The organism is Streptomyces sp. DS1-CR2 (assembly GCF_055760475.1).
This window is the reverse complement of sequence record NZ_CM147085.1, coordinates 1897314-1917486: the sequence shown is the minus strand read 5'-3', so window position 1 is coordinate 1917486 and position 20173 is coordinate 1897314. Positions and strand designations below refer to the sequence as shown.

The following is a 20173-nucleotide window of genomic DNA, read 5'->3' as shown; positions in this document are numbered from 1 at the left end:
GTGGCTGCTCGCAACACGGCCCGCAAGCGCGCCTTCCAGATCCTTTTCGAGGCAGACCAGCGCGGAGTCGACGTCCAGACGGTCCTCGCGGACTGGATCCGGCACTCCCGGTCCGACACCCGGCAGCCGCCGGTCAGCGAGTACACGATGGAGCTGGTCGAGGGATACGCGCGCAAGACCGCGCGTATCGACGAGCTCATCTCGCAGTACGCCGTTGGGTGGACGCTGGACAGGATGCCGGTCGTCGACCGCAACATCCTGCGCCTGGGCACCTACGAGCTCGTCTGGGTCGACGACACCCCGGACGCCGTGGTGCTCGACGAGGCCGTGCAGCTCGCCAAGGAGTTCTCCACGGACGACTCCCCGGCCTTCGTCAACGGGCTTCTGGGACGCTTCAAGGACCTGAAGCCGACGCTGCGCCGCGACGAGGCGTAGCAGACAGGCAGCGACAGCCGTCAGGCCCGGAGCGGAACACTGAATCAGTGTTCCGCTCCGGGCCTGACGCGTTCCTGGGACGACGGCAGGGCACGGAAACGCCGGAGGGGCAGGCCGCGAAAACGCGGGCCCGCCCCTCTGGCGTGACGTTTCTGCCGACTTCTGTCCGTCAGAGGTCGTCGTGTGCGACGGCGCGACGCGCATCGGCGTCCAGGACGCCCCAGCTGATGAGCTGCTCGGTGAGGACCGAGGGCGACTGGTCGTAGATGACGGCGAGGGTGCGCAGGTCGTCCTGGCGGATCGACAACACCTTGCCGTTGTAGTCGCCGCGCTGGGACTGGATCGTCGCCGCGTAGCGCTGCAGGGGGCCCGCCTTCTCCGGCGGGACGTGGGCCAGGCGCTCCAGGTCGAGGACGAGCTTGGGCGGGGGCTCGGCCGCACCGCCCGGCGTGGTGCCCGGCAGGAGCTCCTGCACCGGCACTCCGTAGAAGTCCGCCAGCTCGGCGAGGCGCTGCACGGTCACGGCACGGTCGCCGCGCTCGTACGAACCGACCACGACCGCCTTCCAGCGTCCCTGGGACTTCTCCTCGACACCGTGGAGGGAAAGGCCCTGCTGGGTGCGGATGGCGCGGAGCTTGGCCCCGAGCTGTTTGGCGTATTCGCTGGACATATAGCTCCCGGACGCTGTATCAACGTGCGGCTCCGCCGCGTGGTTGGTAACTCACTGTGAGGTTACGCAGCGTTACTTGGCTGCGTCAAGCCGAGTGGTCCGTTACCGACCTTCCCCTGGAACGGCGTCTCTCGCACCTCCAGGGGGGTGATCAGCGGCATTGCGGGCCTGGTACCGTGGATGGCGCAAATCCGACGTCCTTTAAGGTCCGTCCCGTGAGGCGGAGAAGGGGGTCCGTTTTTTATGGACATCAGCAGCTCCGATGAGGCACGCCCCGTACTCGAGGGCCCCGACATCGCGCGGGTACTGACCCGCATCGCTCACGAGATCGTCGAGCGCGCCAAGGGCGCCGAAGACGTCGTGCTCCTGGGCATTCCCACCCGTGGCGTCTTCCTGGGCCGCCGGCTCGCGGACAAGCTCGAAGAGATCACCGGACGCAAGATCCCGGTCGGCTCCCTCGACATCACCATGTACCGCGACGACCTGCGCATGCACCCGCCGCGGGCGCTGGCCCGCACGGAGATCCCCGCCGACGGCATCGACGGCCGCCTCGTCGTCCTCGTCGACGACGTGCTCTTCTCCGGCCGCACCATCCGCGCCGCACTCGACGCCCTGAACGACATCGGGCGCCCCCGCGCCGTGCAGCTCGCGGTCCTCGTCGACCGTGGCCACCGCGAACTCCCCATTCGCGCCGACTACGTCGGCAAGAACCTCCCCACGTCGCTGCGGGAGACGGTCAAGGTCCAGCTCGCCGAGGAGGACGGACGCGACTCCGTGCTGCTCGGCGCCAAGCGGACCGCTCCGGCCGGCGAGCAGTAGCCACCCTCAGCCCGACCCTGAGGGTGCCGCCGCGCGCCCGTATGCCCGAATACTCCTGAACTTTCCTACGGAGCCTCCCCGATGATGCGACACCTCATCTCGGCCGCCGACCTCACCCGCGACGACGCCGTCCTCATCCTCGACACCGCCGAGGAGATGGCCCGGGTCGCCGACCGGCCGATCAAGAAGCTGCCCGCCCTGCGCGGCCGCACGATCTGCAACCTCTTCTTCGAGGACTCGACCCGCACCCGGATCTCCTTCGAGGCCGCCGAGAAGCGCCTCTCCGCGGACGTCATCAACTTCGCCGCCAAGGGATCCAGCGTCTCCAAGGGCGAGTCCCTCAAGGACACCGCCCAGACCCTGGAGGCGATGGGTGTCGACGCCGTCGTCATCCGGCACAGCGCCTCCGGCGCGCCCTACCGCCTCGCCACCTCGGGCTGGATCGACGCCCCGGTCATCAACGCGGGCGACGGCACCCACCAGCACCCCACGCAGGCGCTCCTCGACGCGTTCACGATGCGCCGCCGCCTGGTCGGGCGCGACGCCGGACTCGGCAAGGACCTCGAGGGCAAGCGCATCACGCTCGTCGGGGACGTCCTGCACAGCCGCGTCGCCCGCTCGAACGTCGACCTGCTGCACACCCTCGGCGCCGAGGTCACCCTCGTCGCCCCGCCGACCCTCGTCCCGGTCGGCGTCGAGACCTGGCCCTGCGAGGTCTCGTACGACCTCGACAGCACCTTGCCGAAGTCCGACGCCGTCATGATGCTGCGCGTCCAGCGCGAGCGGATGAACGCAGCCTTCTTCCCGACCGAGCGCGAGTACTCGCGTCGCTACGGCCTGGACGGCGACCGCATGGCGAAGATGCCCGAGCACGCCATCGTGATGCACCCGGGCCCGATGGTCCGCGGCATGGAGATCACCGCCGAGGTCGCCGACTCCGACCGCTGCACGGTCATCGAGCAGGTCGCCAACGGCGTCTCGATCCGCATGGCCGTCCTGTACCTGCTTCTGGGCGGCAACGAGCCCGCCGTCACCCACACCCGTACCGAGGAGAAGTAAGAACCATGAGCAAGATCCTTATCCGAGGTGCGAAGGTGCTCGGCGGCGAGCAGCAGGACGTCCTGATCGACGGCTCCGTCATCGAGGCGGTCGGCACCGGCCTGTCCGCCGAGGGCGCCCAGGTCGTCGAGGCGGGCGGCAAGGTGCTCCTGCCTGGTCTCGTCGACCTGCACACCCACCTGCGCGAGCCCGGCCGCGAGGACTCCGAGACCGTCCTCACCGGCACCCGCGCCGCCGCCTCCGGTGGCTACACCGCCGTCTTCGCCATGGCCAACACCTTCCCGGTCGCCGACACCGCCGGTGTCGTCGAGCAGGTCTACCGGCTCGGCCAGGAGTCCGGCTACGCCGACGTGCAGCCCATCGGCGCCGTCACCGTCGGCCTGGAGGGCAAGAAGCTCGCCGAGCTCGGCGCCATGCACGAGTCCGCCGCCGGCGTCACCGTCTTCTCCGACGACGGCAAGTGCGTCGACGACGCGGTGATCATGCGCCGCGCCCTGGAGTACGTGAAGGCCTTCGGCGGCGTCGTCGCCCAGCACGCCCAGGAGCCCCGCCTCACCGAGGGCGCCCAGATGAACGAGGGCATCGTGTCGGCGGAGCTCGGGCTCGGCGGCTGGCCCGCCGTCGCCGAGGAGTCGATCATCGCCCGCGACGTACTGCTCGCCGAGCACGTCGGCTCCCGCGTGCACATCTGCCACCTGTCCACGGCCGGCAGCGTCGAGATCGTGCGCTGGGCCAAGTCCCGCGGCATCGACGTCACCGCCGAGGTCACCCCGCACCACCTGCTCCTCACCGACGAGCTGGTCCGCTCGTACAACCCCGTCTACAAGGTCAACCCGCCGCTGCGCACCGAGCGCGACGTGACGGCCCTGCGCGAGGCGCTCGCCGACGGCACGATCGACATCGTCGCCACCGACCACGCCCCGCACCCGCACGAGGACAAGGACTGCGAGTGGGCCGCGGCCGCCATGGGCATGGTCGGGCTCGAGACCGCCCTGTCCGTCGTGCAGCAGACGATGGTCGAGACAGGGCTGCTCGACTGGGCCGGCGTCGCCGACCGCATGTCCGTCAAGCCCGCGCAGATCGGCGGCGCCAAGGGCCACGGGCGGCCCGTCTCGGCAGGTGAGCCCGCGAACCTGGTCCTGGTCGACGCCGATTACCGTGGAGCCGTGGACCCCGCCGGCTTCGCCTCGCGCAGCCGCAACACGCCCTACGAGGGGCGTGAGCTGCCCGGGCGCGTCACGCACACGTGGCTGCGGGGCAAGGCCACGCTCGTCGACGGGAAGCTCGCGTGACACGACTGACGCAACCACTGGCAGTGCTCGCCGCCGAACAGAAGTCGGCGGACGTGACGGACTGGCCCGACCGGATCGGCTGGATCGTGGGGCTCCTCCTCTTCATCGCGCTCGTCTACTGGCTGATGCGCCAGGGCTGGAAGTGGCGCGGCACCCTCCAGGGCGACCTGCCGCCGCTCCCCGCCCGCCCGTCTCCCACCGCCACCCTCAACGGAGGCGGCGAGCCGCCCCTGCCCGGATCGCCGTCCGCGCCCGGTCCGGCCAGACTTGAGCTGAGCGGCCGGTACCACGGCTCCACGACCGCGGGGCAGTGGCTCGACCGCATCGTGGCGCACGGCCTCGGCACCCGCAGCCGTGTCGAGCTCACGCTCACGGACGCGGGTCTGGACGTCGTACGCCCCGGGGCCACGGACTTCTTCATCCCCGTCGCACAGCTGCGCGAGGCCCGGCTCGACAAGGGCATCGCCGGCAAGGTCCTCACGGAGGGCGGTCTCCTGATCGTCACCTGGGGGCACGGGGACAAACTGATCGACTCCGGCTTCCGCTCCGACCACGCCGCGGAGCAGGCCGAGTGGGTCGAGACCCTCAACAACATGATCGACACGAACAGCACAAGCAGTACGAGCAGCTCAAGCAGCACGACCATCACGACGGAAGGCACCGCACGATGACGACCTCCACCCGGGGAGCCGCCAACGCTCCCGCCGTACTCGTCCTGGAGGACGGCCGCATCTTCCGCGGCCGCGCCTACGGGGCCGTGGGGGAGACCTTCGGTGAGGCGGTGTTCAACACCGGCATGACCGGTTACCAGGAGACGCTGACCGACCCGTCGTACCACCGGCAGGTCGTCGTGATGACCGCCCCGCACGTCGGCAACACCGGCGTGAACGACGAGGACCCCGAGTCGAAGCAGATCTGGGTCGCGGGCTACGTCGTGCGGGACCCCGCGCGCGTGCCCTCCAACTGGCGCTCCCAGCGCTCGCTCGACGAGGAGCTGCGGGCGCAGGGCGTCGTCGGCATCAGCGGCATCGACACCCGCGCCCTCACCCGCCACCTGCGCGAGCGCGGCGCCATGCGCGTCGGCATCTTCTCCGGCAACGCGCTGCCCGACGCGGGCACGATGCTCGCCGAGGTGCGCCAGGCGCCCGAGATGAAGGGCGCGAACCTCGCCGCCGAGGTCGCCACCAAGGAGACGTACGTGGTCCCCGCGATCGGTGAGAAGAAGTTCACCGTCGCCGCCGTCGACCTCGGCATCAAGGGCATGACCCCGCACCGCATGGCCGAGCGCGGCATCGAGGTGCACGTGCTGCCCGCGACGGCCACGGCCGAGGACATCTACGCGGTCCGGCCCGACGGCGTGTTCTTCTCCAACGGCCCGGGCGACCCGGCCACCGCCGACGGCCCCGTCGCGGTCATGCGGGAGGTCCTCTCCCGTAAGACCCCACTGTTCGGCATCTGCTTCGGCAACCAGATCCTCGGCCGCGCCCTCGGCTTCGGCACCTACAAGCTGAAGTACGGCCACCGCGGCATCAACCAGCCGGTGCAGGACCGCACGACCGGCAAGGTCGAGGTCACCGCGCACAACCACGGATTCGCCGTCGACGCCCCGCTCGACAAGGTCTCCGACACCCCCTTCGGCCGCGCCGAGGTCTCCCACGTCTGCCTGAACGACCAGGTCGTCGAGGGACTCCACCTCCTCGACCAGCCGGCCTTCAGCGTCCAGTACCACCCCGAGGCGGCGGCGGGCCCGCACGACGCGGCCTACCTGTTCGACCGCTTCGTAGAGCTCATGTCAGAAAAGGGAGCCCAGCGTGCCTAAGCGCACCGATATCCAGTCCGTCCTGGTCATCGGTTCCGGACCGATCGTCATCGGCCAGGCCGCCGAGTTCGACTACTCGGGCACCCAGGCCTGCCGCATCCTGCGCGCCGAGGGCCTGCGGGTCATCCTCGTGAACTCCAACCCGGCGACGATCATGACCGACCCGGAGATCGCCGACGCCACGTACGTCGAGCCGATCACGCCCGAGTTCGTCGAGAAGATCATCGCCAAGGAGCGCCCCGACGCGCTCCTGCCCACCCTCGGTGGCCAGACCGCGCTCAACACCGCGATCTCCATGCACGAGAACGGCGTCCTCGAGAAGTACGGCGTCGAGCTCATCGGCGCCAACGTCGAGGCCATCAACAAGGGCGAGGACCGCGACCTCTTCAAGGGCGTCGTCGAGGCCGTCAACGCCAAGATCGGCCACGGCGAGTCCGCCCGCTCGGTCATCTGCCACACCATGGACGACGTCATCAAGGGCGTCGACACGCTCGGCGGCTACCCCGTCGTCGTCCGCCCCTCCTTCACGATGGGCGGCGCGGGCTCCGGCTTCGCGCACGACGAGGAGGAGCTGCGCCGCATCGCCGGCCAGGGCCTGACCCTGTCCCCCACCACCGAGGTGCTCCTGGAGGAGTCCATCCTCGGCTGGAAGGAGTACGAGCTCGAGCTGATGCGCGACAAGAACGACAACGTCGTGGTCGTCTGCTCCATCGAGAACTTCGACCCGATGGGCGTCCACACGGGTGACTCGATCACCGTCGCCCCGGCGATGACGCTCACCGACCGCGAGTACCAGCGCCTGCGCGACATCGGCATCGCGATCATCCGCGAGGTCGGCGTCGACACCGGCGGCTGCAACATCCAGTTCGCGATCGACCCGGCCGACGGCCGGATTATCGTCATCGAGATGAACCCGCGCGTCTCCCGCTCCTCGGCGCTCGCGTCGAAGGCCACCGGCTTCCCGATCGCGAAGATCGCCGCCAAGCTGGCTGTCGGCTACACGCTCGACGAGATCCCGAACGACATCACCGAGAAGACGCCGGCCTCCTTCGAGCCGACGCTCGACTACGTCGTCGTGAAGGCCCCGCGGTTCGCCTTCGAGAAGTTCCCGTCCGCCGACTCCACCCTCACCACCACCATGAAGTCGGTGGGCGAGGCCATGGCGATCGGCCGCAACTTCACCGAGGCGCTCCAGAAGGCGCTGCGCTCCCTGGAGAAGAAGGGCAGCCAGTTCACCTTCGTCGGCGAGCCCGGCGACAAGGCCGAGCTCCTGGCCGAGGCCGTCCGCCCGACCGACGGCCGCATCAACACCGTCATGCAGGCCATCCGCGCCGGCGCCACCCAGGAAGAGGTCTTCGAGTACACGAAGATCGACCCCTGGTTCGTCGACCAGCTCTTCCTCATCAAGGAGCTCGCCGACGAGCTGGCCGCCGCCGAGCGCCTCGACGTCGGCCTGATCGCCGAGGCCAAGCGGCACGGCTTCTCCGACGCCCAGATCGCCGAGATCCGCGGCCTGCGCGAGGACGTCGTCCGCGAGGTGCGCCACGCGCTCGGTGTCCGCCCGGTCTACAAGACGGTCGACACCTGCGCCGCCGAGTTCGCCGCCAAGACCCCGTACTTCTACTCGTCGTACGACGAGGAGACCGAGGTCGCGCCGCGCACCAAGCCCGCGGTGATCATCCTGGGCTCCGGTCCGAACCGCATCGGCCAGGGCATCGAGTTCGACTACTCCTGCGTCCACGCCTCCTTCGCCCTGAGCGATGCCGGCTACGAGACCGTGATGGTCAACTGCAACCCGGAGACCGTGTCCACGGACTACGACACCTCCGACCGCCTGTACTTCGAGCCGCTGACGCTCGAGGACGTCCTGGAGATCGTCCACGCGGAGTCCCTCGCGGGCCCGATCGCGGGCGTCGTCGTCCAGCTCGGCGGCCAGACCCCGCTGGGCCTGGCGCAGGCGCTCAAGGACAACGGCGTACCGGTCGTGGGCACCCCGCCCGAGGCCATTCACGCCGCCGAGGACCGCGGCGCCTTCGGCCGCGTCCTCGCCGAGGCCGGACTGCCCGCGCCCAAGCACGGCACGGCGACCACCTTCTCCGGGGCCAAGGCCATCGCCGACGAGATCGGCTACCCGGTCCTCGTCCGCCCGTCGTACGTCCTCGGCGGCCGCGGCATGGAGATCGTGTACGACGAGGCCCGCCTCGCCTCGTACATCGAGGAGTCCACGGAGATCTCCCCGTCCCGCCCCGTGCTCGTCGACCGCTTCCTCGACGACGCGATCGAGATCGACGTGGACGCGCTCTACGACGGTCACGAGCTCTACCTCGGCGGCGTCATGGAGCACATCGAGGAGGCCGGTATCCACTCCGGCGACTCGGCGTGCGCCCTGCCCCCGATCACGCTGGGCGGCTTCGACATCAAGCGCCTGCGTGCCTCGACCGAGGCCATCGCCAAGGGCGTCGGCGTCCGCGGCCTGATCAACATCCAGTTCGCCATGGCCGGCGACATCCTGTACGTCCTCGAGGCCAACCCCCGCGCCTCGCGCACCGTCCCCTTCACCTCGAAGGCGACCGCGGTGCCGCTCGCCAAGGCCGCCGCGCGCATCTCGCTCGGCGCGACCGTGGCCGAGCTGCGCGCGGAGGGCCTGCTCCCGAAGACCGGCGACGGCGGCACGCTGCCGCTGGACGCGCCGATCTCCGTCAAGGAGGCCGTGATGCCGTGGAGCCGCTTCCGCGACATCCAGGGCCGCGGCGTGGACACCGTCCTCGGCCCGGAGATGCGCTCCACCGGTGAGGTCATGGGCATCGACTCGGTCTTCGGCACGGCGTACGCCAAGTCGCAGGCCGGCGCGTACGGCCCGTTGCCGACGAAGGGCCGCGCGTTCATCTCGGTCGCCAACCGGGACAAGCGCACGATGATCTTCCCGGCGCGCGAGCTCGTCGCCCACGGCTTCGAACTGCTCGCCACGTCCGGCACCGCCGAGGTGCTGCGCCGCAACGGCATCAACGCCACGGTCGTGCGCAAGCTCAGCGAGGGCGAGGGCCCGAACGGCGAGAAGACCATCGTCCAGCTCATCCACGACGGCCAGGTCGACCTCATCGTCAACACCCCGTACGGCACGGGCGGCCGCCTCGACGGCTACGAGATCCGTACGGCGGCAGTGGCGCGCAGCGTCCCGTGCCTGACCACGGTGCAGGCCCTCGCAGCCGCCGTACAGGGCATCGACGCCCTCAACCACGGTGACGTGGGCGTCCGTTCACTCCAGGAACACGCGGAACACCTGACCGCGGCCCGCGACTAGCAGCCCACAGAGGGGGACATCGGAAACGGTGTCCCCCTCCGTGTGAGCCCCCCGTGTGAGGACACCCACGATGTACAAACTCTTCTTCAACCTCGTCTTCAAGCGCATGGACCCGGAGCAGGCCCACTACCTGGCCTTCCGCTGGATCCGCCTCGCGGCCCGCGTCCCCGTGCTCCGCACGTTCGTCGCGGCCGTCCTCGCGCCCCGTCACGAAGAGCTGCGCACGGAGGCCCTCGGCCTGCGGATGCACGGCCCCTTCGGGCTCGCCGCCGGCTTCGACAAGAACGCCGTCGCGGTCGACGGCATGACGATGCTCGGCTTCGACCACATCGAGATCGGCACCGTCACGGGCGAGCCGCAGCCCGGCAACCCCAAGAAGCGCCTGTTCCGCCTCGTGCCGGACCGCGCGCTGATCAACCGCATGGGGTTCAACAACGAGGGCTCCGCGGCCGTGGCGGAGCGCCTGGCGGCCCGCAGGCCCGCCTTCAGGGCCACGGTCGGCGTGAACATCGGCAAGACCAAGGCCGTGCCCGAGGAGGAGGCGGTCGGCGACTACGTGAAGTCGACCGAGCGGCTCGCCGCCCACGCCGACTACCTCGTCGTGAACGTCTCCTCGCCGAACACGCCCGGCCTGCGCAACCTCCAGGCAACCGAGGCGCTGCGCCCGCTCCTGACCGCCGTGCGCGAGGCCGCCGACCGCACCGTCACCTCGCGCCGCGTCCCCCTCCTCGTGAAGATCGCCCCCGACCTCGCCGACGAGGACGTCGACGCCGTCGCCGACCTGGCGGTGGAGCTCGGTCTCGACGGGATCATCGCCACGAACACCACCATCGCGCGCGACAGTCTCGGCCTGGCCTCCGACCCGTCCCTCGTGAAGGAGACCGGCGGCCTGTCCGGCGCACCCCTCAAGGCACGCTCCCTGGAGGTCCTCAGGCGCCTCTACGCGCGCGTGGGGGACCGGATCACCCTGGTGGGCGTCGGCGGCATCGAGAACGCCGAGGACGCCTGGCAGCGCATCCTCGCCGGCGCCACCCTCGTCCAGGGCTACAGCGCCTTCATCTACGAAGGCCCGTTCTACGCCCGCGCCCTCCACAAGGGCCTCGCCGCCCGCCTGAACACTTCGCCGTACGCCACCCTCGCCGACGCCGTCGGCGCCGACGTGAAGAAGGCCCACGCATGACGGTTCTCGAACCCTTCGGCGCCCGCCTGCGCCGCGCCATGGATGAGCGCGGCCCCCTGTGCGTGGGCATCGACCCGCACGCGGCGCTCCTGTCGGCCTGGGGCCTGAACGACGACATCGACGGCCTGGAGCGCTTCACGCGGATCTCGGTCGAGGCGCTCGCCGACACCGTCGCCGTCGTCAAGCCCCAGTCGGCGTTCTTCGAGCGCTTCGGCTCGCGCGGCGTCGCCGTCCTGGAGCGCGCCGTCGCGGACCTGCGCGCCGCCGGCACGCTGGTCGTCATGGACGCCAAGCGCGGCGACATCGGCTCCACCATGGCCGCGTACGCGGAGACCTTCCTGCACAAGGGCTCCCCGCTCTTCTCGGACGCCCTCACCGTCTCGCCGTACCTCGGCTACGGGTCCCTGAAGCCGGCCGTCGACCTGGCCCGCGAGTCCGGCGCCGGCCTCTTCGTCCTCGCCCTGACCTCCAACCCGGAAGGCGGCGAGGTCCAGCACGCCGTACGCGCCGACGGGCGCAATGTGGGCGCGACGATGCTCGCCCACCTCTGCGAGGAGAACGCGGGCGAGACGCCCATGGGCTCCTTCGGCGCGGTCGTCGGCGCGACGCTCGGGGACCTGTCCTCGTACGACCTGGACATCAACGGTCCGCTCCTCGCCCCGGGCATCGGTGCACAGGGCGCGACCCCGGCGGATCTGCCGGCCGTCTTCGGCGCGGCCGCGCGCAACGTCGTCCCGAACGTCAGCCGCGCCGTCCTGAAGGCGGGCCCCTCGATCGCCGCCCTGCGCGACGCGTCGGTGCGCTTCGCCGATGAGGTCCGCGCGGCGGTCGCCGCCGGCTGACCCGATCCGGTGACGGATTCGCGGCTGTTCGAGGTGCTGAGAGGCGCCGCCGAGGTGCGAAAAGGGTCCTCGCGAGGGCCCGCGGGAGCCTCCTTGACCATTCCGTGATGTTTCAACGGGGCCTCAGGGAGGGGCTCGCACAGGGATCCGGGCAGAAATCCGGGGCTATATGTCCGTAATGTCGGGCTCGACGGAGGCTGACCAGGACTTTTCGTCTGTTCTCGCTGACTCAGGCGGTCCTGGCCGCTAGTCTCCGTCGAGTGAGGGCACCTCCCACGCTCTCAAGGCAGTGGGGGAGAAACGGGCGAGCGTATTGCTCGTTGCTCCCCAGGTGAGGGGCGACTAGGTTCCTCACCGGTCCGTATCCGACAGTTCGACATCCGAGGTGACGTAGGCGTGGCTCTTCCGCCCCTTACCCCTGAACAGCGCGCAGCCGCGCTCGAAAAGGCCGCCGCGGCTCGCCGGGAGCGGGCCGAGGTCAAGAATCGACTCAAGCACTCCGGCGCCTCGTTGCACGAGGTCATCAAGCAGGGTCAGGAGAACGACGTCATCGGCAAGATGAAGGTCTCCGCCCTCCTTGAGTCCCTCCCCGGCGTGGGCAAGGTCCGTGCCAAGCAGATCATGGAGCGGCTCGGAATTTCCGAGAGCCGCCGCGTGCGTGGACTCGGTTCCAACCAGATCGCGTCCCTGGAGCGCGAGTTCGGCAGCACCGGCGCTTAGTTCCGTGAGTCCGGGCCGACTGGTCCGGGCACTACGGGACAGCTGGAATAATCGCCGCATGAGTGAACGTCCGCGGCTGACCGTGCTCTCCGGCCCCTCCGGGGTCGGCAAGAGCACGGTCGTCGCTCATATGCGCAAGGAACACCCCGAGGTCTGGCTGTCGGTTTCGGCCACCACCCGCAGGCCGCGCCCCGGCGAGAAGCACGGTGTCCACTACTTCTTCGTCACCGACGAGGAAATGGACAAGCTGATCGCCAACGGCGAGCTGCTGGAGTGGGCCGAGTTCGCGGGCAACCGGTACGGGACCCCGCGCCGGGCCGTCCTGGACCGTCTCGAGTCGGGCGAACCCGTCCTCCTCGAGATCGATCTCCAGGGCGCCAGACTCGTCCGCGAGTCGATGCCCGAGGCGCAGCTGGTCTTCCTCGCCCCGCCGAGCTGGGAGGAGCTGGTCCGCCGGCTCACCGGCCGGGGGACCGAGGCCCCCGAGGTGATCGAGCGCAGACTCGCGGCCGCCAAGGTCGAGCTCGCGGCCGAAGCGGAGTTCGATACGACCCTGGTCAACACCTCTGTCGAAGACGTGGCCCGTGAGCTGCTAGCCTTGATGAGAGTTGTTTGATCTTCGATCTATTTGTGATCTCGAATTCCGCCGGAGCAATCCCGCGTTTCCTTGATCACATGTGATCTTCAATCCCATCGGAAGGCAGAGAGTGTCCTCTTCCATTACCGCGCCCGAGGGCATCATCAACCCGCCGATTGATGAGCTGCTCGAGGCGACCGACTCGAAGTACAGCCTCGTGATCTACGCCGCCAAGCGCGCGCGTCAGATCAACGCGTACTACTCGCAGCTCGGTGAGGGCCTGCTCGAGTACGTCGGCCCGCTGGTGGACACCCACGTCCACGAGAAGCCGCTCTCGATCGCGCTCCGCGAGATCAACGCGGGGCTGCTGACGTCCGAGGCCATCGAGGGTCCGGCTCAGTAAGCAATCAGTTTTTCTTGGCCACAGGCCCGGCAGCGCAACTGTCGGGCCTGTGGTGTGTCATGGAGTCGTACGTCTCCGAGGGGAGTCGTACGTTCCCGAGTGCGGGAATCCGAGTGCGGGGAGGCACGGACCGTGGACAAGCCGAAGGTCGTTCTGGGGGTCAGTGGCGGAATCGCCGCCTACAAGGCGTGCGAGCTTCTGCGCCGGCTGACCGAGTCGGGACACGACGTGCGCGTCGTGCCGACGGAGTCCGCCCTGCACTTCGTGGGCGAGGCGACCTGGTCGGCGCTGTCCGGCAACCCCGTCTCGACCGAGGTCTGGGAGTCCGTCCATGAGGTCCCGCACGTGCGCATCGGCCAGCACGCCGACCTGGTGATCGTCGCGCCCGCGACCGCCGACATGCTCGCCAAGGCCGCGCACGGCCTCGCCGACGACCTCCTCACGAACACGCTCCTGACCGCCCGCTGTCCGGTCGTCTTCGCCCCCGCCATGCATACGGAGATGTGGGAGCACCCGGCGACGCGGGAGAACGTGGCCACGCTCCGCCGCCGCGGTGCCCTCGTCATCGAGCCCGCCGTCGGCCGCCTCACCGGCGTCGACACGGGCAAGGGCCGCTTCCCCGACCCGGTGGAGATCTTCGAATTCGTCCGTCGGGTCCTCGCGCGCGGCGATCGGGCGACCACTCAGGACCTCGCCGGACGGCACGTCGTCATCAGCGCGGGCGGCACCCGCGAACCCCTCGACCCGGTCCGCTTCCTCGGCAACCGCTCCTCGGGCAAGCAGGGCTACGCCCTCGCCCGCACGGCGGTCGCCCGCGGCGCCCGCGTCACCCTCCTCGCGGCGAACGCGACGCTGCCCGACCCGGCCGGCGTCGACGTCGTCCACACAGGGACGGCAGTAGAGCTGCGCGAGGCCGTCCTGGCGGCGGCGCCGGAGGCGGACGTGGTGGTCATGGCGGCAGCCGTGGCCGACTTCCGCCCCGAGACGTACGCCACAGGGAAGATCAAGAAGAAGGACGGGCAGGAGCCGGAGCCCATCGTCCTGGTCCGTAACCCGGACATCCTCGCCGAGCTCTCGGCGGACCGGCCGCGCCCCGGGCAGATCGTCGTCGGCTTCGCCGCGGAGACGGACGACGTCCTCGCCAACGGCCGCAAGAAACTGGCCCGCAAGGGCTGTGACCTGCTCGTGGTCAACGAGGTGGGGGAGCGCAAGACCTTCGGCTCCGAGGAGAACGAGGCCGTTCTGCTCGGCGCGGACGGCAGCGAGGCCCCGGTCCCGTACGGTCCGAAGGAAGTGCTCTCCGACACGATCTGGGACGCGGTCGCCCGTTTGCTGCCCATCGGCGACGCGCGGGCCGTGGAGCGGATCTACGACGGCGAGTGAAGGACGCTTTCGCTTCAACGGAGGCCCCGAATCGCATGAAGCCCGTACAATTCGGACAGGTTCGCCTCTTCCTAAGAGCGATCGTCGTACCGCAGAATGCAGTGCCGCTGGTCACAGCGCTCCCAAGTGGCGAGACGCGTGGTCCGACGGCCGAGAGTGACCGATAAACTGGTCACGGACGACGCCGGGCGCAGCCCCCGGCCGTCCGCAAATGATCAGCCAGCAGCCGCTGCAACCACAGGGAGCGTTGTGTCCCGTCGCCTGTTCACCTCGGAGTCCGTGACCGAGGGTCACCCCGACAAGATCGCTGACCAGATCAGCGACACCATTCTTGACGCGCTTCTGCGGGAGGACCCGACCTCCCGGGTCGCCGTGGAGACGCTCATCACCACGGGCCTCGTGCACGTCGCCGGTGAGGTCACGACCAAGGCGTACGCGCCGATCGCGCAGCTCGTGCGCGAGAAGATCCTCGAGATCGGCTACGACTCCTCGAAGAAGGGCTTCGACGGCGCCTCCTGCGGCGTGTCGGTGTCCATCGGCTCGCAGTCCCCCGACATCGCCCAGGGCGTCGACACGGCGTACGAGTCGCGTGTCGAGGGGGCCTCCCGCGGAGACGAAGAGGACGAGCTCGACAAGCAGGGCGCGGGCGACCAGGGCCTGATGTTCGGCTACGCGTGCGACGAGACGCCCGAGCTGATGCCGCTCCCGATCAACCTCGCGCACCGCCTCTCGCGGCGCCTGTCCGAGGTTCGCAAGAACGGGACGATCCCGTACCTGCGCCCCGACGGCAAGACCCAGGTCACCATCGAGTACGACGGCGACAAGGCCGTCCGCCTCGACACGGTCGTGGTCTCCTCCCAGCACGCGTCGGACATCGACCTCGAGTCGCTGCTCGCCCCCGACATCCGCGAGTTCGTCGTGGAGCACGTCCTGGGCCAGCTCATCGAGGACGGCATCAAGCTGGACACCGAGGGCTACCGGCTTCTGGTGAACCCCACCGGCCGCTTCGAGATCGGCGGCCCGATGGGCGACGCCGGCCTGACCGGACGCAAGATCATCATCGACACGTACGGCGGCATGGCCCGCCACGGTGGCGGCGCCTTCTCCGGCAAGGACCCGTCCAAGGTCGACCGCTCGGCCGCCTACGCGATGCGCTGGGTCGCCAAGAACGTCGTCGCGGCCGGCCTCGCCACCCGCTGCGAGGTCCAGGTCGCGTACGCGATCGGCAAGGCCGAGCCGGTGGGCCTCTTCGTCGAGACGTTCGGCACGGCCGCGGTGGACACGGAAAAGATCGAGCACGCGATCACCGAGGTCTTCGACCTCCGCCCCGCCGCGATCATCCGCGACCTCGACCTGCTCCGCCCGATCTACGCGCAGACCGCCGCGTACGGCCACTTCGGCCGCGAGCTGCCCGACTTCACGTGGGAGCGCACGGACCGCGTGGAGGCGCTGCGCAAGGCCGCGGGCCTCTAAGCGGGACCCCGCGGCGGACGACGCCTGTACGTGAACGGCCCCGGACCGGTTCGGTCCGGGGCCGTCGCGCGTCTTCGCCCCCATCGCGGCGGCCGCTGTCAGTGCGGTCTGGTAGGAATTTGGCTGTGAGCAGCGAGAACGGGCAGGGCGACGGCGGTGGTGAGGGTGCGCCGCCCGAGCAGCTTGCGCTGATTCGGGAGAGTGTGCGGCAGGCCAAGGTGCCGCGGGCCAAGCCGCGTACGTGGCGGGGGGCCGCGCTCGCCAAGGAGCTGCCCGTGGCCCGGGTGCTCGTCGACAAGGGCGTGCTGCATCTCGACCGGTACTTCGACTACGCGGTGCCCGAGGAGCTCGACGCCGACGCGCAGCCGGGGGTGCGGGTGCGGGTGCGGTTCGGCGCCGGGAAGCACTCAGTGCGGGACGGGCGCCGCGAGGGGGGCGGTCTGATCGACGGGTTCGTCGTCGCGCGGGTCGCCGAGTCCGAGTACCAGGGGCCGCTGGCCGCCCTCGCGCAGGTCGTGTCGCCCGAGCCCGTGCTCGGGGAGGAGCTGCTCGGCCTCGCCCGCGCCGTCGCCGACCGGTACGCGGGAAGCCTCGCCGACGTGCTCCAGCTGGCCGTCCCGCCGCGGAACGCGCGCGCCGAGAAGAAGCCGTCGCCCGAGCCGCTCCCGCCTCCGCCGGCGCCGGACGCGGGGAGCTGGCGGCGGTACGAGCGCGGGCCGGGCTTCCTGGACGCTCTCGCGTCCGGTGCCGCGCCCCGGGCCGTGTGGAACGCGCTGCCCGGACCCGAGTGGGCCGACGAAGTGGCGCGCGCCGTCGCCGCGACCCTCTCCTGTGGGCGCGGGGCCCTGGTCGTGGTGCCCGACGGGCGGGCGGTCGCGCGGGTCGACGCCGCGCTGAGCACCGTACTCGGCGAGGGACGGCATGCCGTGCTGACCGCCGACGCGGGACCCGAGAAGCGGTATCGGGAGTGGCTCGGGGTGCGGCGCGGGTCGGTGCAGGCGGTCGTGGGGACGCGGGCCGCGATGTTCGCCCCCGTGCGGGACCTGGGGCTCGTGGTCATATGGGACGACGGGGACTCCAGCCATGCGGAGCCGCATGCTCCGCAGCCGCACGCGCGCGAAGTGCTGCTCTTGCGAGCGGCGCACGACAAGTGTGCTTTCCTGCTGGGGAGTTGGAGCTGCACGGTCGAGGCCGCGCAGCTCGTCGAGAGCGGTTGGGCCGCGCCCCTCGTCGCTGGTCGTGAGCAAGTACGGGGCGCCGCACCCCTCGTGCGGACCGTGGGGGACGGGGACCTCGCGCGCGACGAGGCGGCGCGGGCCGCGCGCCTGCCGACGCTCGCGTGGCAGGTGGTGCGGGAAGGGCTGAAGAGCGGGCCGGTTCTGGTGCAGGTGCCGCGGCGCGGATACGTGCCGCGGCTCGCGTGCGAGCGGTGCCGCGAGCCCGCGCGCTGCCGCCACTGCGCCGGGCCCCTGGAGGCGAGCGAGGGGGCCGCCGCCCTCACGTGCGGCTGGTGCGGGCAGGAGGAGAGCGCCTGGCAGTGTCAGGAGTGCGGGGGCTTCCGGCTGCGCGCGCAGGTCGTGGGGGCGCGCAGGACGGCGGAGGAGCTGGGGCGGGCGTTTCCGGCGGTGCCGGTGCGCACGTCCGGGCGGGAGCAGGTTCTCGATACGGTGCCGGGGGCGCCGGCCCTGGTGGTGAGTACGCCGGGCGCGGAGCCGGTGGCCGAAGGCGGGTACGCGGCCGCGCTGTTGCTCGACGGCTGGGCGATGCTGGGCCGCCCCGACCTGCGGGCCGGGGAGGACGCGCTGCGGCGCTGGATCGCGGCGGCCTCGCTGGTCAGACCCCAGGGGACGGGCGGCACCGTGGTGATCGTGGCCGAGCCGACGCTGCGTCCCGTGCAGGCGCTGGTGCGGTGGGACCCGGTGGGGCACGCCGTGCGGGAGCTCTCCGAGCGGGCCGAGCTCGGCTTTCCTCCGGTGTCGCGGATGGCAGCGGTGTCGGGTGCGCCCGAGGCGCTCGCCGGGTTCCTGGCGGCGGTGGAACTGCCGGGTGACGCCGAGGTGTTGGGCCCTGTCCCGGTGCCGGACGCGGCGCCGGGACCGTCACGCCGTCCCGGTGCGCCGCCGCCGGGGGAGCACTGGGAGCGCGTCCTGGTCAGGGTCCCGCCTGGCAGCGGCGCGGCACTCGCGTCGGCGCTGAAGCATGCTCAGGCGGCCCGGATGGCCAGGGGCGGCACGGAGCCGGTACGGGTGCGGGTGGATCCGCCGGACATCGGCTGAGGCGGTGGACGTGGCGCGGGTGGCGCACCCGGAGCGGCCGGTGGCAATCGGCCGCTCCGGGTGCTGCCTCGAAACAACGCAGTGCGCCCCAACACACCTCTGCCTCCCCGTATTTGACGATATGCAGGGAGGCAGACAGCAGACGAGGTCAGCCGTTGCGCGGGCCGGGGAAGGCCGTTGGGCGGGGGTCCTCGCGAAGCACCGGGCTGCCCGCGGTCGGCTGGGTGGGCATGGAGCGGGCGGCGGGTACGGACGGGATCGTCGCCGTACCGATGGGGACGGGGGGCCGTGTCCCCGCCGTCTCCGTGGCGCGCTCGGCCTCGGCCGCCGCCTGCGCCGCGGCCCTGCGGGCCCCGTACCGGCGGTGCACCGCCTGCTTCGTCACGCCGAGGGCGGATCCCACGGCGTCCCACGAGAAGCCCAGCGAGCGGTCGAAGTCGACGGCGGCGGTCACCAGGGTCTCGACGCTGTCGCGCAGTTCCTGGGCCAGGCGGACGGTCGGGGCGGGAGCGCGCCCGTAGACGACGAAGCCCGCGGAGGGGCCGGAGCGGCGCGGACGGTAGACGTTGCCGAGCTGGGCGCTGAGGGTGCGCAGTGCGTCCACCTGCCGGCGGACCCGCTCGATGTCCCGTACCAGGAGGTGCAGGCTGGCCCGTGCCTGGGCGTCGTGGGTTGCGTGGTCGGCCATGAACAAGCCTCTCGAACCGGCGTTGAAACGGATAGGGCCGCATCTGTGGCCCTTGGTTGGTCAACTCTTCCTTGACCAACGCGCCAGTTGGTGAGGGGTCACGCAGGAGGGGCGTATGCGCATATGCGCAGGGCGCGCGTCCATGCGTACGCCCCCAGGGACAGGCGGCCCCCGAATATCGGAGGGAACGGGCCCATGGAACGGCCATAGACTGGTGTGCTGCCCGTCAAGTCCCTGCCCCGAGAGGCCGAAAGACACCTATGAAGCTCGTCTTCGCAGGCACCCCCGAGGTCGCCGTTCCCGCTCTGGACGCCCTGATCGCCTCCGACCGGCACGAGGTCGCAGCGGTCGTCACCCGGCCGGACGCCCCCGCGGGCCGCGGCCGCAGGCTCGTCGCCAGTCCGGTCGCCGAGCGTGCGGAGGAGGCGGGGATCGAGGTCCTCAAGCCGGCGAAGCCGCGCGACGAGGCATTCCTGGCCCGGCTGCGCGAGATCGCGCCCGACTGCTGCCCCGTCGTCGCCTACGGCGCGCTGCTGCCGAAGGCCGCCCTCGACGTCCCCGCCCGCGGCTGGGTCAACCTGCACTTCTCGCTGCTGCCCGCCTGGCGCGGCGCCGCCCCCGTGCAGCACGCGATCATGGCCGGTGACGAGATCACCGGTGCGTCCACGTTCCTGATCGAGGAGGGGCTCGACTCCGGGCCCGTCTACGGGACGGTGACGGAGATGGTGCGGCCCACCGACACGAGCGGCGACCTGCTCACCCGGCTGGCCTTCGCCGGCGCCGGACTGCTCTCCGCGACCATGGACGGCATCGAGGACGGCTCCCTGAAGGCCGTCGCGCAGCCCGCCGACGGCATCACGGTCGCCCCGAAGATCACCGTCGAGAACGCGCACGTGGACTGGGCGGCGCCCGCCCTGCGCGTCGACCGCGTCGTCCGCGGCTGCACGCCCGCGCCCGGCGCCTGGACCGTCTTCCGCGACGAGCGCCTCAAGCTCATCCAGGCCGTCCCCGTGCCGGCCCGCACCGACCTCGCGCCCGGCGAGCTCGCCGTCGGCAAGAAGAACCTGTACGTCGGGACCGGCTCTTACGCGGTGGAGCTGCTGTGGGTGCAGGCTCAGGGCAAGAAGCCGATGGCCGCGGCCGACTGGGCGCGCGGGGTGCGGATCGCCCCGGGGGAGCGGCTGGGCGGGACCGACGTAGGCTGAATGGGTTCGAGCCGATACCAGCAGCGGAGCA

18 protein-coding genes are annotated in these 20173 nt (G+C 70.9%); 16 read left to right on the top strand and 2 right to left on the bottom strand.

Features of this window, described 5'->3' with window-relative positions; genetic code table 11:
* Nucleotides 1-435, top strand: coding sequence for a transcription antitermination factor NusB (nusB, locus tag ACY0PA_RS09530; protein WP_473084235.1), 435 nt, complete (start codon nt 1-3; stop codon nt 433-435).
* A 169-nt stretch (nt 436-604) separates the two neighbouring features.
* On the opposite strand, the gene bldD is transcribed toward nusB, so the two are convergent.
* On the bottom strand, nt 605-1105 hold the full coding sequence (gene bldD / locus ACY0PA_RS09525) for a transcriptional regulator BldD (RefSeq protein ID WP_100597417.1): 501 nt from the start codon (nt 1103-1105) through the stop codon (nt 605-607).
* A 243-nt stretch (nt 1106-1348) separates the two neighbouring features.
* Here bldD and pyrR point away from each other — a divergent pair, with 243 nt between their 5' ends.
* The 14 genes from pyrR to ACY0PA_RS09455 all read left to right on the top strand — a co-directional run bounded on the left by pyrR (nt 1349) and on the right by ACY0PA_RS09455 (nt 18249).
* Nucleotides 1349-1924 carry a bifunctional pyr operon transcriptional regulator/uracil phosphoribosyltransferase PyrR gene (gene pyrR, locus ACY0PA_RS09520; RefSeq protein ID WP_100597418.1) on the top strand — a complete coding sequence of 192 codons (576 nt, stop codon included), beginning with the start codon at nt 1349-1351 and terminating at the stop codon, nt 1922-1924.
* A gap of 81 nt (nt 1925-2005) precedes the next feature.
* Complete coding sequence (locus ACY0PA_RS09515; protein WP_469332877.1) at nt 2006-2983, top strand: aspartate carbamoyltransferase catalytic subunit; 978 nt, start codon at nt 2006-2008, stop codon at nt 2981-2983.
* A gap of 5 nt (nt 2984-2988) precedes the next feature.
* Complete coding sequence (locus ACY0PA_RS09510; RefSeq protein WP_473084234.1) at nt 2989-4275, top strand: dihydroorotase; 1287 nt, start codon at nt 2989-2991, stop codon at nt 4273-4275.
* On the top strand, nt 4272-4946 hold the full coding sequence (locus tag ACY0PA_RS09505) for a PH-like domain-containing protein (RefSeq protein WP_473084233.1): 675 nt from the start codon (nt 4272-4274) through the stop codon (nt 4944-4946). Before ACY0PA_RS09510 ends, ACY0PA_RS09505 begins: the two co-directional genes overlap by 4 nt.
* Nucleotides 4943-6094 (top strand): glutamine-hydrolyzing carbamoyl-phosphate synthase small subunit, encoded by a 1152-nt coding sequence (gene carA, locus ACY0PA_RS09500; RefSeq protein ID WP_473084232.1) that lies wholly within the window; start codon nt 4943-4945, stop codon nt 6092-6094. The genes ACY0PA_RS09505 and carA overlap by 4 nt, the downstream gene beginning before the upstream one ends.
* A complete protein-coding gene (carB, locus tag ACY0PA_RS09495; RefSeq protein WP_473084231.1) occupies nt 6087-9395 on the top strand; it encodes a carbamoyl-phosphate synthase large subunit in 3309 nt (1102 codons plus the stop codon). The genes carA and carB overlap by 8 nt, the downstream gene beginning before the upstream one ends.
* A gap of 70 nt (nt 9396-9465) precedes the next feature.
* Entirely contained in the window at nt 9466-10575 is a 1110-nt protein-coding gene (locus ACY0PA_RS09490) for a quinone-dependent dihydroorotate dehydrogenase (RefSeq protein WP_473084230.1), read from the top strand.
* The gene (gene pyrF / locus ACY0PA_RS09485; protein ID WP_473084229.1) at nt 10572-11417 is read left to right on the top strand and encodes an orotidine-5'-phosphate decarboxylase; all 846 of its coding nucleotides are present in this window, start codon (nt 10572-10574) and stop codon (nt 11415-11417) included. The genes ACY0PA_RS09490 and pyrF overlap by 4 nt, the downstream gene beginning before the upstream one ends.
* A 396-nt stretch (nt 11418-11813) precedes the next feature.
* The gene (locus ACY0PA_RS09480) at nt 11814-12137 is read left to right on the top strand and encodes an integration host factor (protein WP_026246651.1); all 324 of its coding nucleotides are present in this window, start codon (nt 11814-11816) and stop codon (nt 12135-12137) included.
* A 58-nt stretch (nt 12138-12195) separates the two neighbouring features.
* A complete protein-coding gene (gene gmk, locus ACY0PA_RS09475) occupies nt 12196-12753 on the top strand; it encodes a guanylate kinase (protein WP_473084228.1) in 558 nt (185 codons plus the stop codon).
* A 91-nt stretch (nt 12754-12844) separates the two neighbouring features.
* Nucleotides 12845-13117, top strand: coding sequence for a DNA-directed RNA polymerase subunit omega (gene rpoZ / locus ACY0PA_RS09470; protein WP_005319902.1), 273 nt, complete (start codon nt 12845-12847; stop codon nt 13115-13117).
* Nucleotides 13118-13249: 132 nt separating this feature from the next.
* Nucleotides 13250-14500, top strand: coding sequence for a bifunctional phosphopantothenoylcysteine decarboxylase/phosphopantothenate--cysteine ligase CoaBC (gene coaBC, locus ACY0PA_RS09465; RefSeq protein WP_473084227.1), 1251 nt, complete (start codon nt 13250-13252; stop codon nt 14498-14500).
* 249 nt (nt 14501-14749) lie between these two features.
* Entirely contained in the window at nt 14750-15973 is a 1224-nt protein-coding gene (gene metK / locus ACY0PA_RS09460; RefSeq protein ID WP_473084226.1) for a methionine adenosyltransferase, read from the top strand.
* A gap of 125 nt (nt 15974-16098) precedes the next feature.
* Entirely contained in the window at nt 16099-18249 is a 2151-nt protein-coding gene (locus ACY0PA_RS09455) for a primosomal protein N' (RefSeq protein WP_473084225.1), read from the top strand.
* 148 nt (nt 18250-18397) lie between these two features.
* Here the strand turns inward: ACY0PA_RS09455 and ACY0PA_RS09450 are convergent, their stop codons facing one another.
* Nucleotides 18398-18937: a hypothetical protein gene (locus ACY0PA_RS09450; RefSeq protein ID WP_100597430.1), complete on the bottom strand. Its 540-nt coding sequence runs from the start codon at nt 18935-18937 to the stop codon at nt 18398-18400.
* A gap of 260 nt (nt 18938-19197) precedes the next feature.
* Here ACY0PA_RS09450 and fmt point away from each other — a divergent pair, with 260 nt between their 5' ends.
* Entirely contained in the window at nt 19198-20142 is a 945-nt protein-coding gene (gene fmt, locus ACY0PA_RS09445; RefSeq protein ID WP_473084224.1) for a methionyl-tRNA formyltransferase, read from the top strand.
* Nucleotides 20143-20173: the final 31 nt, after the last annotated feature.